Raw genomic sequence first — 14,861 nt, 5'->3', positions numbered from 1 at the left:
GATGGACGACGCCGCATTCCAGCAACTGCTGTTACGGGAGGAGGACCTCGAGGAGTCGTTCTACGGCGAGGAGCCGAGCGCCGCCTACGATCCCGTCTACGTCTCCGGCGACGAGTCGGGGCGGGCCATCGTCGACCTGACCAACATGCTCACGCACGGCACGCATCCCGAGACGGTGCACCACGCCTCCGCGCTGTTCACGAACGTCGTGGGGTCGGTGGTGTTCCACCATGTCGCCGAGTTCGGCCACGGGACCTGCCGGCAGATCTACCAGGAGCTCCTCGACGCGGTGCACGCCTGCGCGCAGTACCGGATGGAACTCAACGACGGCGTGCAGCTGGACATCTCGAGGGTGGAACTGGGGCCGGTCGAGCTGGGAGACGGCGGCTTCCTCGTGCGGTGGCTGTCCACCGTCGACCACTTCCGCATCGAGACCGCCTGGGTGATCGTCGCCAAGGACGACATTCTCACCTTCGTCAACGCCCGTGTCCCGGACGAGTCGGAGATCCAGCGGCTCGCACGGGTCGCCGTCGACCGCGTCGCCGAACTGACCGGTGCATCATGACGTCCACGGCGTCCCTGGTCGACTTCGCGTCCGCGCTGGAGACCGTCGAGGAATGGCTGACCGAGTACATCTCAGCGAGCCATCCGGAGATCGGCCGCACCGGACCCATCTGCCCCTTCGTGGCACCCTCGCGCAAGAACCGGACGATGGAGATCCGCCTGCGGTTGGCCGGCCACGCGCCCACGCTCGACCTCATCGAGGAGATCGCCCGCAGCAGTCTGCGCGAGTACGAGCTGACGACCTGGCAGGGCCGCAATCCCATGCTGCGGGCCATGGTGGTCGCACTTCCCGACCTGCGCAGCGAGGACACCGGACTGCTCGACCAGGCCCACGCCCGGGTGAAGGACACCTTCGTGGCACAGGGGCTCATGATCGGCCAGTTCCACGAGAACTGCGAGGTGACGGCCGCACGCAACCCCCGCTTCACTGTGAGCAAGGCACCCTTGCCCCTGTTCGCCATCCGCGCCATCGCCCTGCACGACGTCTTCTTCCTGTCCGAGCGACCGCACTGGTTCCAGCAGTACCGGGAGCGGTTCGGCAAGTTCTTCGGACCAGGGTCCACCGTGATGGACCCGCACTTGGTGCAGCGTTACCAGGAGGCCGAGCAGGCGTACGGGGGGCCGCCGTAGACTCCGCCGATCTCTTGGCCTCGGCGGGGTCAGCGCGGCACTTCCACCTCGATACCGCCGAGCGGGTATTGGCAGCGCCGGTCGGACCGGGAGCCGCTTTTCCGGGCGCCCTTGAGGTTCTTCACGAAGGCCATGAACCATGACCGGCCGGTGCCCTGCGGTTTTGACTCAAGGTCTCGCACACGTCGACGAGGCGCCCTCGTGCCGGTGCCAGACGCTGTCCATCTCGCGGCCGTCGGGCAGGGTGTGGCGGGTGCGGGGACCGGGGGCCGCCACGAAGCCCGCGCGCTCCAGGGCGCCGCAGCAGGCGAGGTTCTCCGTCGCTGTTCCCGCCCGTAGCGTCGGCAGACCGGTGTGGCTGTGGGCGAACTCCGCGCCGGCCAGAAACAGTTCAGTGCCGAGGCCCTGGCCTCGATAGTCGGGGCGGGATTGCCGCCGATCTCACCACTGTCGTGGTGGAGTTCGAAGGGCTCGGCCAGCTCGGGGTTGGACCGGATGAACCAACAGGGGCACCCATGCCCAACAAGGCCTGTCTGGTGTCCGCGTCCGGTACGACCTGGCCCATCTGGTTCCCCTGCCAGTGCTGGGCATCGGGGTCCGCTCGTGTTCGAACCGCTCGGGCAACCGGTATGTTCCGTCTGTTGCAGCTCGAACTGCACAACTGGGTCCGGGATGGCGGGGGTTGGTAGTGGGGGAAAGCCGTGTGCGGGCCGTTGCGCTGGGCAGCCGCCGGGTTCTGCTGGAGCGCTTACGCGTCTCGCCGGCTCTGTTCCGGGCGCGCGCGACAACGGTGCTCGGCTATCTGGAGACTTGGACGGCACCTGCCCTGCGGCATCCGGTGCTTGATCAGGATCGGCTGGAGCGCAGGTATCGGCAGCTGCTCGCCGCCGGCCTCGTCCTGCTGACTTCGCTGGTGAGTCTGTGGAAGCTCGACCGTGACGCGACGTCTTGGCGGGACGAGACGGTGAGCTACGCCGTGGCCAAGCGCACCCCAGGAGAACTGTGGCTCCTGGTGCAGAACATCGACGCTGTCCACGGCCTCTACTACTTCCTTGCCCATCTTGCACTTGAGGTACGGGACGACGGCATCCTGACACTGCGGATCCTGTCGGTGCTCGGCACGATGACCGCTGCGTTGGGGGTCTACGCCATCGGGAACCGACTCGGTGACCCAGCAACCGGATTCCTCGCCGGAGTTGCCTTCCTGTGCATTCCCCAGGTGCAGTTCTACGCGCAGGAGGCCCGCTCCTATGCGTTGGTGAGCGCCGCGGTGATATGGGCGACGTGGTTCTTCGTGCGCGCGCTGCACGACGGCCGACGATGCTGGTGGGCCGGGTATGCAGGGCTGCTGATGCTGGGTGGATGGCTGCATGTGTTCGCGCTGTTGGTCATCCTCGCGCACGCCGTGACGCTCTGGCGCGGTGGATACCTGCGCCGCCTCGGACGCAGCTGGATGGTGATGATCGCCATCGTCGGTTGCGCCGTGGCGCCGCTGGCCGTTGTAAGTGCCGGCCAGGCGTCAGCGCAGTTGGACTGGCTGGGCCGCCCGAGCCTTCAGGACTGGCTGGGGTTCGTCGTTCCCGCCGCCGTGGCAGCCGCTTTGGGGGTCGCGCTTCGTGGGCACGACGCGGGCGCGGCCAGGACCGTCACGTTTTCGACGCTCGGCGTGCCCCTCCTGATCGTCCCCGCCGGATTCCTGCTCACGGTGTCCCTCGCAAAGCCGTGGTACGTCGACCGCTACGTCCTGTACTGCATGTCCGGCCTGGCGCTCCTTCTCGGCCAGGCCCTACGGCAGTGGCAGCGGATTCTGCGAGCGGAGGCAGCTTCAGGGCGCGAGCGGCGCAAGCTGTACGCCACAGCGGCCGTGGCGTTCGCTCTCTTCTCAGCGCTCGGCCCCTGGTACTGGCAGATGCGCTCCGCTGCCAGTCGCACCGACACGGTGGAGAGCTATTGGGGGCTCACCGTCACCGTCCCGGGAGACCCCGAACCCGTTCTCTTCCAGCCTGCACGCCGCCGCGCATGGGTACTTGCCCGGCCTGCTGTTTTCGGGCCGCTCGACGACATCGCGCTGCAGCAGACGCCGGCTGCGTCCGGAACGTTGTACGGCGTCGAGGCCTCCCCCGACGTCATCCGGCAGCGTATGCTCCAGCATCGCGAGATCAATGTCTTGCGCGACCGTCCCGGTCAGCCCCTGGACGACACTCCCGCCGAGATCACCAAGAGAGCAGTCCTGCGCCAGCACTACCAGCTCTGCTGGGTGATACCGGTCAATGGAGGCGAGTCCGCAATCTTCATCCGTCGCGACGCCGCATTGACGAACCCCCTGTGCGCACCCGGGCGCGATATCTACAGCTGATCGGCTCGGCATCCGACTCAGGGCGGCCCCGAGTCGGTGGTTTCGCTGACGCTGATGCCGAGGGTGTCACTGAGCTCTGACGCGGGCAGGTCAGCGGGCCGAGCGCAGCAGGGCCTCAACAGCGGACGACCACCTCGGTCACCTCCAGGCACAATTTCTCCAGCGAGGACAGCAGCAACTCCTCGCGTTGCCGCAGTACTTCACTCATTGCGCCGCACTGTCGGCCGACCCGGCGACGCTCCGGGCACCGCATGCGAGACTGACCAGATGTCAGAAGTGGTCTTCACCAGCGTCGCGCCCGTGGTCCCCGTCCGAGACCTTGACGCCGCGCTCGATCGATACCGTCGCCTGGGCTTCGCCGTGCACGCCTACGAAGGCCCGCACCGCTACGGCTTCGCCGAGCGGGGCGCAATGTCCGTTCACGTCAGCGAGTGGGCCGAACACGATCCTTCCCGCACCGGCGCTGTGATCTACCTCTATGTGAGCGACGCCGACGCGATCTACGCAGAGTGGAAGAACTCCGGTGTTGAAGGGCGCTTCACACAGCCCGCGGACACACCCTACGAACTCCGAGAATTCACGTACGTCGACCTCGACGGAACAGCCCACCGCGTGGGATCACCCCTGGCAACCTGACGCGGCGTCTCAAGAGGCAGGAGCCGGCACCGCCTCAAGATCGCGTCGTTGGGTGAACCGGTGGACGACCACGGCGTACGGCTCGGCCATCGAGTTGAGCGTCGGCGGCCCCGGCGACAGGGAGCACTCACGCCCCCACCGCAAGACCCGATGGAGAGGTCCGTACCGTCCAGCGGTCCCGTTCCCGAGCGAACAATTGTACGACTGTGCGGCGCGGAAGAGGGAATCTCAGGCCCTGTGCGATGGTGCCTGGACAGTGGAACGCCCATGCTTGCCGACGGCGCCCTCCGCGCCGTCGCCATGCTGCGCGCGGTTCCGGATCCGGAGACCGAGGTGTACGGCAGGTCCGCGAACGGACGTGGCTGATGCGGCGGCCACGTCACTGGAAGGCAGATATCAGACCTATCGCCCGCTCTGGCTTGGACCGATCGCCCCGCGGCGCGGAATCAAGCCCGGTGGGTTCAGGGTCAGTTCAGGGGTGGTGTCAGTGGAGCCGACGGTAACCCGCGGCCAGGACATTCCCGAACACCTGCGCATCGCGCGCACAGCCCAGCAGACACTGGCCGGCAGAACGAGGACCCGCACCACGGCCCTGTTACCCCACCGCCTCGCTCCCCTGCCCCTCTTCACGAGAACCCAGCCAGACCGGGCGGCCTCCGCGCAGAGCGAGGCGAACGCGCTGTACCAACAAGGCCTGCAGCAACTGCCCAAGCGCACACCTCTTGGCGCGCCGTCCACCGCAGGTCCGTCGGCACACCCTGCGACGACGCGCAGGACCGCGACGAGGTCATCCTGCTGCCGGCCCTCACCGAATGGCACAACGCCCCCGCCTCCCTGGCCTACACGCATGTCCCTGGACGCGGCACACCGCGGCGTTCGCCGGGCGGAGGGGCCGCCCGGCCTTACCCGAAGCCCGGGTCAGGCCACGGCGGGGCTGCGGCGCTCGACGAGGACGACGTCGCGCCAGCGACCGCGGTGGCGGCCGAGGCGTTCGCGGGTGCCGACGATGCGGAAGCCGGCCTTGATGTGCAGGGCGAGGCTGGCGGTGTTCTCCGGGAAGATGCCGGACTGGACGGTCCAGATCCCGGCCGCGTCCGTGGAGGCCAGCAGCGCCTGGAGCAGGGCGAGGCCGACGCCGCGCCCTCGGGCACCGGGATCGACGTAGACGGAGTGCTCGACCACCCCGGCGTACGCACACCGGTCGGAGACCGGGACCACGGCGGCCCAGCCGAGCACCCGGCCGTCGCCGTCGAGGGCGGCCATGCGGTGCTCGGTGAGCCGGGTGGCGTCGAAGGCCTGCCAGGTGGGGGCGGCTTCCTCGAAGGTGGCGTCGCCGTCGTCGATCCCGGCCTGGTAGATCGCCAGGACCTGGTCGGCGTGCTCGGGGAGCATCGCGGCGACGGTCACCGCGGCGGCCGTCACGGTGTGGCCTCGATGTCGAGCTCGGCGAGCAGGCCGCGGATCCGCTGCTCGATCTGGTCGCGGATCGGGCGGACGGCGCCCGTGCCCTGGCCGGCCGGGTCGTCCAACTGCCAGTCCAGGTACCGCTTGCCGGGGAAGTAGGGGCAGGCGTCGCCGCAGCCCATGGTGATGACGACGTCGGAGGACTGGACCGCCTCGGTGGTGAGGACCTTGGGAACCTCGGCGGAGATGTCGATGCCGACCTCGGACATGGCCTCGACGACGGCCGGGTTCACGGTGTCGGCCGGGGCGGAGCCTGCGGAGCGCACCTGGACGCGGTCGCCGGCGAGGTGGGTGAGGAAGGCGGCGGCCATCTGGGAGCGGCCGGCGTTGTGCACGCAGACGAACAGCACGGAGGGGATCGCGGGAGCGGTCACGGGGAGGGTTTCCTTCTGGGGCGGGCGGGGTGGTGCAGCAGGGTCAGTGGCCGATTTCGGCGGGTTGGCGTTCGCCGTGCGGGACGACCACGGCTTCGGCTTCAGCCTCGGCTTCGACGGCTGGAGGGGTGCGGCCGAACAGCGCGGTGACCAGGCCCAGTCCGGCCATGAGACCGACGAGCTGGGCGGCGATGAACGGCAGCACGGAGGCGGGCGCGATCCCGGCGAAGGTGTCGGTGAAGGCCCGGCCGACCGTCACACCAGGATTGGCGAAGGCCGTGCTTGAGGTGAACCAGTAGGCCGCGCCGATGTAGGAGGCGACCGCGACCGGGGCCAGGTGCGCGCGGCCGGTCCGGGCCAGGCCGAGGATCAGCAGGACCAGGCCGGCGGTGGCGACGACCTCTCCCAGCCACAGGTGTCCGGACCAGCGGGCGTGGGCGGACCAGCGCACCAGCGGCTCGGCGAACATCGCGTTGGCGAGAACGGCGCCGCCGATCGCACCGGCGATCTGGGCCGGTACGTACGCGGCGACCTCGCGCAGGCCCCTGCCCTCACCGTCACGGCGGGCGGTCCACCAGGTGGCCAGCGTGACCACCGGGTTGAAGTGTGCGCCCGAGACCGGGCCGAGCAGCGCGATGAGCACGCCGAGGCCGAACACGGTGGCCAGGGAGTTGGCCAGCAGCTGTAGCCCGACGTCACCGGTGAGCTTGGTGGCCTGGATGCCCGAGCCGACCACGACGGTGACCAGCGCGGCCGTCCCGACGAACTCCGCGGCCGTCCGGCGGCCGAGTACCCCTGTCGCGGTCATCTCGCCGCTCCCGCACTCGCGCCGGCCGGGGCTTGCAGCAGGGAGGAGAGCTTGGCCAGGGCGGCGGGCAGGACCCAGTAGTAGACCCAGGTGCCGCGCCGCTCTGAGCCGACCAGTCCGGCCTCGCGCAGCACCTTGAGGTGGTGGGAGATGGTCGGCTGGGAGACGTCGAACGGGCCGGTCAGGTCGCACACGCACGCCTCGCCGCCTTCGTGGGAGGCGATCAGCGACAGCAGCCGCAGCCGGACCGGGTCCGCCAGCGCCTTGAACATCTTCGCGAGGTCGGCGGCGGCTTCCTCGTCCAGCGGCTCGCGGACCATCGGCGAGCAGCACGCGACCGCCTCCGCGTCCTGGTCGAGCACCTTCAGCTCCAGATTCGACATACGTCTATGTTGACATCCGTCTAACCGGAGAGGCAAGCTCGCTGTATCGACAGACGTCGAAACAAGGACCGAATCAGGGAGACCGCCATGTCCCGTGTTCAGCTCGCCCTGCGCGTCGCCGACCTCGAAGGCTCCATCGCCTTCTACGCCAAGCTGTTCGGCGCCGAGCCGGCCAAGCTCCGCCCCGGCTACGCGAACTTCGCCCTCACCGAGCCCCCGCTCAAGCTCGTCCTGATCGAGGGCGAGGCCGGCGAGGACACCCGCCTGGACCACCTCGGCGTCGAGGTCGACAGCACCGAACAGGTCACCGCCGCCACCGCCCGGCTCAAGCAGGCGGGCCTTGCCACCTTCGAGGAGAACAACACCTCCTGCTGCTACGCCGTCCAGGACAAGACCTGGGTGACCGGCCCGGGCCAGGAACCCTGGGAGGTCTACGTCGTCAAGGCCGACGCCGACACACTCGGCAAGACCACGGCAACCGCACCGGACGCATGCTGCGGCACCACCGCCTGCTGCACCCCCGACGAGCAGGCCATCGATCCCGTCCAGACACCGGCCGAGGCCAAGACGGCAGCGGGCTGCGCCTGCGACGGCTGACCGGGAACCCGCGCCGGACCGATCGGAGTCCGGCTTGTCCGCGTCTCGCATGGCGCCCTGCTGCGCGGGGCACTACACGGCGTGCCCCTGTACGGGGGCCCACAGATGGGGGCTTCTGCTTCGGACGGGGTGGCTTGCCTGCTGTTCCTGCGACCAGTTTCCGCAGCAGGCTGTAGGAGAGGGTCGGCAGCAGCACCTCGGGGCGGTGGGAGAACCAGCCGGCGGCCAGCACGGCCGCGGCGCTGCTGTTGTTCATACCGGTGGCGAAGGTGAGAGAGAGCCGCTCCGGCTGGTCGTCGCCCGTCCAACGGGCCATCCATCGGCCGCAGGCGAAGGCCAGACAGCACACCGCACCGGACAGACCGAGCGCGAGCACCAGCAGGTCCGGGTCCGGGTGGGCGAGGGCCTGCCCGAGGGCGCCGGCGGCGTTCAGGTAACAGAGCAGCAGAATGTTCAGCAGGTTGACCGCTTTGGCCGTGGGCAGGAGCCGGCGCGTGCGGGCCTCGCCGAGCGCGGCCCGCACGGCGATTCCGGCGAGGCACGGCACCACCACCGACACCAGCGCGAACGCTCCGGCCCCGGTCCGGGCGATGAGGTCGACCGCGCTCGTGTCGTCCAGGACACTTGCGCCGTCAGGGCCGACCAGGACGCCGGCCAGCTGCATCCCCAGCGGGATGGTGAGCGGGCTGAGCAGCGCGGAGCCCATCACCATGGCCACGATCAGGGGGACGTTGGCGCCCGCGTTCTGCCCCCAGGAGGCGGCACCGCCCGCGATCGGCATCGCCAGCACCAGCATCAGCCCGACCGCCAGCCCCTCCGCCTCGGCCGTATCGGGCCACGCACGCAGACCCAGAGCGACGACGGGCAGCACGAGCAGCGGAAGCACGGCGTTGGCTGCGAGGCCGAGCACCAGCCGCACCGGCCGGGACACCACAGCGCGCAGGTCCGCGACCCGTACCCCCAGACCGGCGCTGAACAGCATCACCGCCAACAGCACCATCGACACCGTCACAGCTCTGCCACCCGCAGAGATCGGCAGCGTCAGTCCCCGCAGCTTCTCGCCGGGAGCCGGGAACACGCCGGCCAACACGTAGCAGGCCAGCATCAGCCACAGCAGCCACCGCTGCACGATCTTCACGCAGTGGAGTCTATTGGTTGCACACTGCTACCTTCGCGCCGCACTGCGAGCGACCAGGCAAGAGCGGCGCCATGACGGCTACCCGCCCTTCTCGGACAGCCCCCAGGGTCAGTCCGGCCCGTTCCACGGTGGCTATGGCCGGATTTCGTCACCAGTGGGTCACAGGCCACAGTGCGGCAGAACTGACCACCTTCACCGTTCTGTCTGGTTCGACGGAGCGGCGAAGAGCCACGCTCCGGACAACTGGGATACGGGGGACAGCATGCGGTACATGAACGCAGTGCGCGGTTCGGCGTTGGCGGTCATCGTGGCTTCAGCGGCGCTGGCAGTGTCGGGATGCCAGCCCGATGGGGGCGGTGCGGACAACGGAGACAGCAGCGTCACCCCGTCCGCGGCCGTCAGCTCGGCGGCCCCGTCCACACCCGACGCCCCGGAACCCGCCGACTCCGTCTCCGCGCCGCCGTCGTCCGCGCCCGCTCCGGGCGGTTCGGCGACAACCTGTTCCGCGGGCAGTCTCAAGGCGACCGCACGTCAGGCCGACGTGCGGCCGGCCGGTACGGGGACCGGGGCGGCCGTCGTCGAGTTCACCAACACGTCCGGAGGCACGTGCGTCCTCACGGGGCACCCCACCGTGGCCGGCGCCGGAAACGGCTCTCCCGAGATGAACGTGCCTCTCACCGTCAAGCAGAGCGGAGCCACGGCGTCAGTGACGGTGGCCCCTGGCGGCAAGGCGTGGGTGAAGCTGACGTTCGTGCAGGTGCAGGGAGAGGGCGACGGATACTGCGTGTCCGGTTCAGCGCCCGTGCTGTATCCCACGATGGTCGTCGGGCTGCCGGGATCTGGAGCGCATCAGGTGGCCCTGGACGACGGGCAGTTCGCCGAGTGCGACGACACGGTGACCGTCACCGCCGTATCGGCGGTCAAGCCCTCTTGACCGGTCCAAGGCGGCAGCGGGCCGGCAGTGCCACCCGCAACTGGTGAAGGCCATCGTCACGCCCTGGGCCGGGGCCCGCAGCAGGGTGGGAAACAGTTCCTGGGACCAGACCTTGTAGATGGACCCTCCGGCGAAGGAGTTGCCCAGGCCGGAGAGGAGCATGACGGCGACCAGGGTGAACCGGCTGGGGCCGAGCAGCACGGGAAGCGCCCAGGCGAGGACGATGAGAGCGCTGCCGACGCCGAACCAGGCATGCCGGGCGGGCCGGTCGACGACCCGCATGAACACCAGGCCGGAGAGGAAGCCGGCCGGTAGTCCGAGGAGGGGCAGCTGGGAGAACCGGGCGACCTCTCCGTCGGCGAGCGCGGTCCACAGGAAGGTGCCGAACTGGCCGAGCGTGTTCGCACCGAGGTTCCAGGTCGCGTAGTACGTCAGATAACCCCATGGCCCCGAAAGAGGGACGGCAGCTCCCCCGATAGAGGCCATGCCCCTCTCCGGGCGTGCCACCGGCGTGCCCCGGCGCGTTGGCCTCGCCATGGATTGCACCGTCACCACCGGGCCGCTCTTCCTGGAGCGGGACGACCGGCCGACGTCCTTCGGCGCGCCGAGCCCGCTACGGCGACCGGACCCGCCCATCTACGCCCGCCTGGTCGCGGAGTGGCAGGCCCGCGGCCGGACCGTGCCCGGCGCGCCGGACGCGCAGTGGACCGACCTCGCCTCCGATGCCCCCTCGGTGACACGAGGGTCCCGGTACGTCACCCCCCAGGGACAGGGCCGGCGAGAACCTCGTATCGACCCGCCCTCGGTGAGCAAGGCCGCGCTGGTGCCGGTGCGTTGACCCCACCCCCGCTCCCCTTTCTCTCCTCTCGCACGCGAGGGGTCAGCCCGTGCCGTCGGTGCCGCGCTGGAGGGGCCGTGCCCTGGGTGCCCCGCACATCGGGCAGCGCCGCTTCGGATCACCGTGGGTGGCGCGCCGGCCGAGCGCCAGCTGCAGGGCCAGTTCCACGGCTGCCGGAACGAACAGCGAACCGGTGCCGTCAGGTGGGACCAGCCAGCGCAGCCGTCCGGCCACCCGGTGTGGTGCGGGCACGGCGATCCACGCGCCTCGGCCTGCGTAGCGGATGCCCGAGCCGATCCAGCGGCCCTGCGGATCCGGCGGCAGGAAGAAGGCCACCCGACGGGCGGCGGCGTCCGCCAGCGCGGGCCCGGGCGGTTGCGGGATACACAGCAGCGCGTCCAAGGCCGGCACACCCAGGTCCTCCGGCACACTCAAAACGTCCCAGAACCGCCCGCAAGCCAGTACGGCGACCCCGCCCTCGTCGTGCCACTGCCGCTTGCATATCCGCGGGTCGCTCGCGGCGGCGGCTAGCCATTCCACAGCCTGCTTCGTCCCTGAGCGCAAGGTGTCCTCCGGGATCCGTTGGCCCGCGCGAAGCGGGACCGCTCATTCCTCCCACTGCCAGGGCGGCCGACCAGGCTCTTTACATGCTGGTAGATATTTCTATGGACCGGAAGGGGTGGCGCACCATGGCGAATACCTCCCGAGTGTTCGCAGACGCAACAGATGTTCCCTACGTGCCAGTCGATCGTGCACACCCATGAAGAACGTCGTGTCGTGGATCCGGCGCCGCCGACAGGCGCGTCGCAACAGACCCTCCGCACCGTGGCGGCCTTTCACGAAGGACCCTCTCGAATCACTGGTGGAGACGGCACGACGCCTGGACTACGGCACCGGACAGATCCACTACAGAGAAGATGGCGATACGTAATCAGCTGGGGGGATGGTGCCGATGTCCGACGTGCGTGAACCCGTGATGCCCGCACCACTGCGAGCCGTACAGCGCTCTGCCTCACGTACGACGGAAGCGCACGTGGCGGGGTGCGGATGACGACCGTCGTGCTGATGGCGCTCATGGTGCTGCCGACCGTCACTCGCCTGGGCGAGGCGGAGTCGGCCGGGCCGTTCCTCGAAGCGGCGGTGCGGATCCTGCTCGGGGTGCCCGTGGTCGTGCTGTTGTTCCTGCCCGAGTCAACGGCCTGGTTCGACCGCGAGCGGTGACCAGATCGCCCGGTGTCGCGCAGGGCGAGGTGGCGGGGGCGCACGGTGCCATCGGCATGGCGCGTTTCGTGCGGGGGGAGTCGTGGTGTGAGCTCGTGGGCAACATGACCGGCATCACAGCTTCATGAGTCGGTCGGGGGGCAGGCTTGTCGAAGAGCCGGGCGTTGGCAGGGATTGTGGCAGCGGTCGTGGGGGTTCTGCTCTTCTCCGCCTCCGCGCGGGCCTCGGACGTTCCGGATCCCGCGTGCGTCAGTGCAGGCCTCACCGATGCCCGGGTCTCCACCAGTGTCGAACTCCTCCATGACGACCGTACGTTCACCAAAGTCGTCACCAAGCTCACCGTCGACGTGCCCGGCGACTGGGTCTTCGCGGAGGCGCTGCTGCTCAGTGGGCACAGTCCCGGATACACCACCGCGATGGCTTGCCTCACTCGCCAGGCGACGGGCTGGCAGGAGCCGCCGCGCTGGTGGGAGTGGCGTCCCGGGCTGCCCGAGGTCACGGCGGAGAAGGACGGCCGGGTCCATGTGGTCTACGAGGCGCACTCCTGGGTCAGCCAGTTCGACAAGGACCTCGACGTCGGGATCTGGCGGCTGCGGGCCGGAACCAACACCTGGTCCCTCACGCTCCGGCCGCCGCCCGCGCTGGGCGGCGCCCAGTGGGACAAGATCACGGTCGATCCAGGTGCGCCCGGGATCGAGAGCGCGCAGCCGTGGCCGGCGGCCGAGGAGGACGGTTCCCGACTGGTGTGGCGTCCGGAAAACCGTGTGTCGGGGGCGCGTTCGGCTCCAGCCATGGTCGTGGTCGTCAGGCCGTCCTGGCAGCGCTCATGGGCCGCGCAGAACGAGCGTCTGACTGCGCAGGGCCTTGGCTGGGTCGGCGGGCTGCTGTGGACGGCGGCGACGTCCGCCCTGCTCCTGTGGGCGGTGGCTCGCTACGGCCGGCGCCACCGAAGGCCTGACCTGGTCCTGGACAACCTCGCCCACTGGGCCGTCGTCGCCGTCGCACTCTTCGTACTGACGTACACCGACGATCTGATCCGCTGGTACGACGAGAGCCGCCGCAGCGAATGGTGGTTCGAGGATGCGCTGTTGCGGGGGCACGTCTTTGCGCTGGCCGCCTCCGCCCTGCTGCTCGCCTTCGCGAAGCCGCCCCGGCGCGTCTGGATCGCTGGTGGCCTGTTGATGCTTCCGCCCGCGGTGATCATGGCCCGGCCGCAGACCTTCCACCTCCGCCACGACGGTCGGCCGATGACCTCGGATCTCGCGCTCGCCGCCGAGACGACGGCCTCGTGCTGTCTGCTGGCGGTGACGGTCCTCGGATTCCTCGCCGTGGCCTGGCGGCTCGCCGCCGACGGCAAACTCATACCGAAGAGCCGCCGACCTGTTGCGCGCGGCGCACCACCGGCGGACCGCGAGCTGAGACTGCGGATAGTGGTACCCGCCGTAGTCGCATGGACCGTGGCTGTGGCCCTCTGCTACGCCTTCATCGAGGAACGCAACTGGCAGCGTGCGTCCTGGCTCAGCGACCGCGGCGACCCCCTGTACGGATACCGGCATCGCGAGGACTTCCTCTGGGAGGCGATGCGGTCCGCCTCCGACGGACAGGAATGGCTCCTCGGCTACGCCTGGATTCTCACCGGCATCGCCATGCTCGCCGTCCTGCGCACCAAGCACGCCTCGAAGCACTCACCCCTGGACGATCCGGCGGACCGCCTGTTGTTCCTCGCGTTCTTTCCCATCGCGGTGTCCGTCAGCGGCGACCATCTCGCGAACTCACTCGCCGAATTCCTGTGGACTCCCGTCTACATGCTCGCCCTGTACGCGGCGGTGGCCCCCTGCCGGGAATTCGCCGTCCTGGAGCAGCGCTTCGAGCGCTCCCAGTGGCCCCTCGCGGCGGCCGCCGGCACCGCCACCCGCCGCAAACTGATGAAGGACTCACGGATCTACCGGGAGACGCACGCGGCGCTGCGCCGCCTCGACCAGGGATTGTTCGGCGACGAACCACCTCAACGACAGTCGCTGGAAGACGAGTTGGACAACCTGCACGACTGGCCGGCCGGCGGCCCCCTGCCGTTTCGCGACCGCCTTCCCGCCCATGTGTCCGTGGTCGACGCGGCACTGGCACTGGGGCCGCGGGACAGCTGGTGGGACAACGGCGTACGCGGGGCCCGCTGCGCGCTGATCCCCAGCCTGCTCGCGACACTCCTCAGCATCTGGGCAGGCTTCGTCCGCGGAGGGGCCTGGCGAGACACCCTGCTGGACCTGTTCGGCCTGCCCAGCATGGTGCTCGCCATCCTCTACTGGATGGCCACCTGGGTCGGCGGCGGGTTCTTTCTGGGGGCGCTGTGGCGTGTCCTGCCCGGGCGGCGCGGCGCGGTCAAGGCGATTCCGGTCGCGCTCGCCTTCGCTGTTCCGGTTGCGCTGGACGCGCTGTTCGGCTGGTTCACCCGGGAAGGCGCCGCCAACCTCGCGCTGCACGCCGCGACGATGCTGCTCGTCCTCACCGTCACCGGCATCGCGCTGGACCTCGACACGTTCCGAGGTGAACGCCGGTACTGGCAGAGCCGCCTGGGGCTGCTGCTGTCCATCTACCAGATGCGCTACTACTCGTTGCAGGTCGCCTACGTGATCGGTCAGATCATCGCCGTGATCACGATCTGGCAGTTCTTCGCCGAGCCCGCGGCGACACCACCCGCCGGCGGCAAGTGACGTCCCCGGAAAACCTGACCGCCGAGAACGTCCGAGGCTTCCCATCACTGCCCAGACGCCGGGTCGTAGAGCGGTCCGTTGCCTGGGTTTCTCCGCCGGCGCCTGGATCAACAACGGATCGAGACTCCCCCTCAGGCTGCAACCTTTTTCAGGGGTTGTTTGTTCGCCACCGGTGCCCGAACACGAACAACGCCCAAGCCACTACACCTG

The 14,861-nt window shown here is 69.5% G+C and carries 16 protein-coding genes and 1 pseudogene; 9 read left to right on the top strand and 8 right to left on the bottom strand.

Annotated elements, in window-relative coordinates:
* The first annotated feature begins 1 nt into the window (after position 1).
* Both IQ210_RS31560 and IQ210_RS31555 read left to right on the top strand, forming a co-directional pair.
* The gene (locus IQ210_RS31560; protein ID WP_194082576.1) at positions 2-565 is read left to right on the top strand and encodes a hypothetical protein; all 564 of its coding nucleotides are present in this window, start codon (positions 2-4) and stop codon (positions 563-565) included.
* Positions 562-1,194 (top strand): DUF6875 domain-containing protein, encoded by a 633-nt coding sequence (locus IQ210_RS31555; RefSeq protein ID WP_194082575.1) that lies wholly within the window; start codon positions 562-564, stop codon positions 1,192-1,194. Before IQ210_RS31560 ends, IQ210_RS31555 begins: the two co-directional genes overlap by 4 nt.
* Before the next feature lie 168 nt (positions 1,195-1,362).
* Here IQ210_RS31555 and IQ210_RS47395 read toward each other — a convergent pair whose 3' ends face one another.
* Positions 1,363-1,578, bottom strand: coding sequence for a GNAT family N-acetyltransferase (locus tag IQ210_RS47395; protein WP_256785008.1), 216 nt, complete (start codon positions 1,576-1,578; stop codon positions 1,363-1,365).
* 319 nt (positions 1,579-1,897) lie between these two features.
* Here IQ210_RS47395 and IQ210_RS31545 point away from each other — a divergent pair, with 319 nt between their 5' ends.
* Together IQ210_RS31545 and IQ210_RS31540 are read left to right on the top strand one after the other, a co-directional pair.
* Positions 1,898-3,550 (top strand): glycosyltransferase family 39 protein, encoded by a 1,653-nt coding sequence (locus tag IQ210_RS31545; protein ID WP_194082574.1) that lies wholly within the window; start codon positions 1,898-1,900, stop codon positions 3,548-3,550.
* 267 nt (positions 3,551-3,817) lie between these two features.
* Positions 3,818-4,186, top strand: coding sequence for a bleomycin resistance protein (locus IQ210_RS31540; protein ID WP_228048654.1), 369 nt, complete (start codon positions 3,818-3,820; stop codon positions 4,184-4,186).
* 918 nt (positions 4,187-5,104) lie between these two features.
* Here the strand turns inward: IQ210_RS31540 and IQ210_RS31535 are convergent.
* From IQ210_RS31535 to IQ210_RS31520, 4 genes are read right to left on the bottom strand one after another with little or no spacing between them, the layout of a single operon-like run.
* A complete protein-coding gene (locus IQ210_RS31535; RefSeq protein WP_194082714.1) occupies positions 5,105-5,578 on the bottom strand; it encodes a GNAT family N-acetyltransferase in 474 nt (157 codons plus the stop codon).
* Positions 5,579-5,604: 26 nt separating this feature from the next.
* Positions 5,605-6,024 (bottom strand): arsenate reductase ArsC, encoded by a 420-nt coding sequence (locus tag IQ210_RS31530; RefSeq protein ID WP_194082573.1) that lies wholly within the window; start codon positions 6,022-6,024, stop codon positions 5,605-5,607.
* 43 nt (positions 6,025-6,067) lie between these two features.
* Complete coding sequence (locus IQ210_RS31525; RefSeq protein WP_194082572.1) at positions 6,068-6,832, bottom strand: aquaporin; 765 nt, start codon at positions 6,830-6,832, stop codon at positions 6,068-6,070.
* Complete coding sequence (locus IQ210_RS31520) at positions 6,829-7,215, bottom strand: ArsR/SmtB family transcription factor (RefSeq protein WP_228048652.1); 387 nt, start codon at positions 7,213-7,215, stop codon at positions 6,829-6,831. Before IQ210_RS31520 ends, IQ210_RS31525 begins: the two co-directional genes overlap by 4 nt.
* 87 nt (positions 7,216-7,302) lie before the next feature.
* On the opposite strand from IQ210_RS31520, the gene IQ210_RS31515 reads away from it, so the two are divergent.
* A complete protein-coding gene (locus tag IQ210_RS31515) occupies positions 7,303-7,812 on the top strand; it encodes an ArsI/CadI family heavy metal resistance metalloenzyme (RefSeq protein WP_194082571.1) in 510 nt (169 codons plus the stop codon).
* A 175-nt stretch (positions 7,813-7,987) separates the two neighbouring features.
* Here the strand turns inward: IQ210_RS31515 and IQ210_RS47390 are convergent.
* Positions 7,988-8,941, bottom strand: a pseudogene (locus IQ210_RS47390) (bile acid:sodium symporter family protein); the annotation flags it as partial.
* 201 nt (positions 8,942-9,142) lie between these two features.
* The gene (locus IQ210_RS48305) at positions 9,143-9,469 is read right to left on the bottom strand and encodes a hypothetical protein (RefSeq protein ID WP_322657173.1); all 327 of its coding nucleotides are present in this window, start codon (positions 9,467-9,469) and stop codon (positions 9,143-9,145) included.
* A 22-nt stretch (positions 9,470-9,491) separates the two neighbouring features.
* On the opposite strand from IQ210_RS48305, the gene IQ210_RS48300 reads away from it, so the two are divergent.
* Both IQ210_RS48300 and IQ210_RS31500 read left to right on the top strand, forming a co-directional pair.
* The gene (locus IQ210_RS48300) at positions 9,492-9,884 is read left to right on the top strand and encodes a DUF4232 domain-containing protein (RefSeq protein WP_322657158.1); all 393 of its coding nucleotides are present in this window, start codon (positions 9,492-9,494) and stop codon (positions 9,882-9,884) included.
* A 484-nt stretch (positions 9,885-10,368) separates the two neighbouring features.
* Entirely contained in the window at positions 10,369-10,722 is a 354-nt protein-coding gene (locus tag IQ210_RS31500; protein WP_194082569.1) for a hypothetical protein, read from the top strand.
* A gap of 42 nt (positions 10,723-10,764) precedes the next feature.
* Here the strand turns inward: IQ210_RS31500 and IQ210_RS31495 are convergent, their stop codons facing one another.
* Positions 10,765-11,262 (bottom strand): hypothetical protein, encoded by a 498-nt coding sequence (locus tag IQ210_RS31495; RefSeq protein ID WP_256784960.1) that lies wholly within the window; start codon positions 11,260-11,262, stop codon positions 10,765-10,767.
* Between the two features lie 507 nt (positions 11,263-11,769).
* Here IQ210_RS31495 and IQ210_RS31490 point away from each other — a divergent pair.
* Together IQ210_RS31490 and IQ210_RS31485 are read left to right on the top strand one after the other, a co-directional pair.
* Positions 11,770-11,943 carry a hypothetical protein gene (locus IQ210_RS31490; RefSeq protein ID WP_194082567.1) on the top strand — a complete coding sequence of 58 codons (174 nt, stop codon included), beginning with the start codon at positions 11,770-11,772 and terminating at the stop codon, positions 11,941-11,943.
* 164 nt (positions 11,944-12,107) lie between these two features.
* Positions 12,108-14,651 (top strand): DUF6185 family protein, encoded by a 2,544-nt coding sequence (locus IQ210_RS31485; protein ID WP_194082566.1) that lies wholly within the window; start codon positions 12,108-12,110, stop codon positions 14,649-14,651.
* The last annotated feature ends 210 nt before the right edge of the window (positions 14,652-14,861 follow it).

Source organism: Streptomyces justiciae (assembly GCF_015163075.1).
In the GTDB taxonomy this organism is placed as follows: domain Bacteria; phylum Actinomycetota; class Actinomycetes; order Streptomycetales; family Streptomycetaceae; genus Streptomyces; species Streptomyces justiciae.
This window is presented reverse-complemented; position numbering and strand designations above follow the sequence as displayed.